The organism is Pseudomonas sp. GXM4 (assembly GCF_008923895.1).
GTDB classification, from domain to species: domain Bacteria; phylum Pseudomonadota; class Gammaproteobacteria; order Pseudomonadales; family Pseudomonadaceae; genus Aquipseudomonas; species Aquipseudomonas atacamensis.
Genome location: NZ_WBRZ01000440.1, coordinates 1 through 2600 on the forward strand (window position 1 = coordinate 1; position 2600 = coordinate 2600).

The following is a 2600-nucleotide window of genomic DNA, read 5'->3' on the forward strand; positions in this document are numbered from 1 at the left end:
AGTCAGGGCACCGCAGGAACCAACTATTCCACCCGCATCTCACCACTGAACACCAGCGTACTGCGGCAGCGCCGGCACAGATACCGCCGCCCTTGCCGCACCAGGCCATGGCGCTGGGCGGTAAACGGGAAATCACTGTCGGGGCACGGGCATTTGTAGATATAGCGGGTCACGCTGCGCCGCTTGATTTCATAGGTGTGGCAGCGATCCGGCGGCAGTTCGTAGACGCCGCGCATGATCAGTTGCCACTCCTCGCCATGGGGCTGGATGCGGTCGCCGAACAGTTGATGAGCGATCAGGTGGGCGACTTCGTGGGCCACGGTCTGCTTGAGGAAGTGTTCGGTGTTTTCCCGGTACAGCTGCGGGTTGAAGCGCAGCAGGTTCTCGTGCAGATGCGCGACACCGGCTTTCTGCCCACGCAGCTTGAGACTGACGACGGGGCGTTTGAAGGAACGTTTGAAAAAGGATTCAGCGAGTTGGTAACAGTCTTCGACGCGGGTATTGAGTTGCTCGGGCATGCTTGATGGATCTCCAGAGACGCCGAGTATGCCGCAACCCCGGTGACTTGCGAATCGCCGACCTGCCGAATGGTCGTCGCCTCAACGAGAAGGCCGCCTTGCGGCGGCCTGTATTGGCAGATGTTGTTTTTCTCAGGGAGGAAACAGGTCAGTTGGTATAGACCGGGCCGACACCCAGGCCCCAGACAATCACGGTGAACGCCATGATCGCCACCAGCACCACCAGGCCGACGGCGAGCACCGAGCTGGAAAACAGGAAACCTTCATCCGAAGGGATGTTCATGAAGGTCGGCAGGCCGACATACAACAGATACACCGTATAGCAGATGGCCGCGGTGCCGACGATCATCCCCAGCCACATGTGCGGATACAGCGCCGCCAGACCGCCGACAAACAACGGTGTCGCGGTGTATGTGGCAAAGGCTACGCAACGGGCCAGGCTTGGATTGGCGTCATAGGTGCGCGCCATCCAGTGTACGAAAGCGCCCATCACCGCGACCCCGCCGAGCATCGCCAGGTACGACATGATGGTCATCCACAAGGCGCTTTCGAACGTGAGCATCACCGGCGCGCGATTGCCGATCACCCAACCGACCTGGGTCGTGCCGATGAACGCCGAGACCGCAGGGATCGCCGCCAGGATCAGCGTGTGCGTCAGGTACATGTGGCTGATGCTTTCCTCTTGGTCGCCACGGATCTCCTTCCATTCCTGATCGGGGTGGGTAAACAGTCCCACTACGTGATGGATCATGCCATTCACTCCTCTTGTCATTGCCATCGCCCCCCAACGGAGCGCCTACGGGCCAAGATGGCCGAGCAAATACAGGTCTTCAGATGTGTGCGACCTTATGTCGCAGTATAGAAAGGACTCCAGCGCACCGGTATGCCGGGCTTAGAGCAAATCGCGCTGTAAACGGGATGGATAATCGCCTCGGGGTCTTGCGGGGAAGGCATTGTTGAGGTCGAAACTCTTTTGTGGCGAGGGGATTCATCCCCGTTCGGCTGCACGGCAGTCGCCAGGCCATTCACCGCGCAGTGTCAGGCATTACGAGTTCTCAGGTTTTGGGGCTGCTTCGCAACCCAGCGTGGATAACTCCCCTCGCCACAGATGCTTCGCGCTACCGGGGTTTTTGCGTAAAATGCCGGCCTTTCGTCACACCTCACGGATTTCGCGTCATGGGCACTCTTACGGTCAACCAGAACAAACTGCAAAAGCGCCTGCGCCGCCTGGCCGGCGAAGCGATCGCCGATTTCAACATGATCGAAGACGGCGACAAGGTCATGGTCTGCCTGTCCGGGGGCAAGGACAGCTACACCATGCTTGACGTGCTGATGCACCTGCAGAAGGTTGCACCGATCAAGTTCGACATCGTCGCGGTGAACATGGACCAGAAACAGCCGGGCTTTCCCGAGCACGTCCTGCCGGCCTACCTGAAAGAACTGGGCATCGAGTATCACATCGTCGAGAAGGACACTTACTCGGTGGTCAAGGAACTGGTGCCGGAAGGCAAGACCACCTGTTCGCTGTGCTCGCGCCTGCGTCGCGGCACGCTGTACACCTTCGCTGACGAAATCGGCGCGACGAAAATGGCCCTCGGTCATCACCGCGACGACATCGTCGAAACGTTCTTCCTCAACATGTTCTTCAACGGCACCCTGAAAGCGATGCCGCCGAAGCTGCGCGCCGACGATGGCCGCAACGTGGTGATCCGCCCGCTGGCGTACTGCAACGAGAAGGACATTCAGGCCTACTCGGACCTCAAGCAATTCCCGATCATCCCGTGCAACCTCTGCGGCTCGCAGGAAAACCTGCAGCGCCAGGTGGTCAAGGAAATGCTCCAGGACTGGGACCGCAAGACCCCGGGCCGCACCGAATCGATTTTCCGCAGCCTGCAGAACGTGGTGCCGTCGCAACTGGCCGACCGCAACCTGTTCGACTTCACCAGCCTGAAGATCGACGAGACCGCGGCTTCGCGTTTCGTCAATGTCGTCAATCTGTAAACTCAACCTGTAGAAGCGAGCCCTGTGGCGAGGGGATTCATCCCCGCTGGGCTGCGCAGCAGACCCAGAGATTTTGGGGCC

3 protein-coding genes are annotated in these 2600 nt (G+C 59.7%); 1 reads left to right on the top strand and 2 read right to left on the bottom strand.

What is annotated here, in order from left to right; translation table 11 throughout:
• Nucleotides 1–23: 23 nt before the first annotated feature.
• Both F8N49_RS27120 and F8N49_RS27125 read right to left on the bottom strand, forming a co-directional pair.
• Entirely contained in the window at nucleotides 24–518 is a 495-nt protein-coding gene (locus F8N49_RS27120) for a SprT family zinc-dependent metalloprotease (RefSeq protein ID WP_024013976.1), read from the bottom strand.
• 148 nt (nucleotides 519–666) lie between these two features.
• Nucleotides 667–1269, bottom strand: coding sequence for a Yip1 family protein (locus F8N49_RS27125; protein WP_016773629.1), 603 nt, complete (start codon nucleotides 1267–1269; stop codon nucleotides 667–669).
• A gap of 425 nt (nucleotides 1270–1694) precedes the next feature.
• Here F8N49_RS27125 and ttcA point away from each other — a divergent pair, with 425 nt between their 5' ends.
• Complete coding sequence (gene ttcA, locus F8N49_RS27130; RefSeq protein ID WP_056788114.1) at nucleotides 1695–2519, top strand: tRNA 2-thiocytidine(32) synthetase TtcA; 825 nt, start codon at nucleotides 1695–1697, stop codon at nucleotides 2517–2519.
• Nucleotides 2520–2600 lie beyond the last annotated feature (81 nt).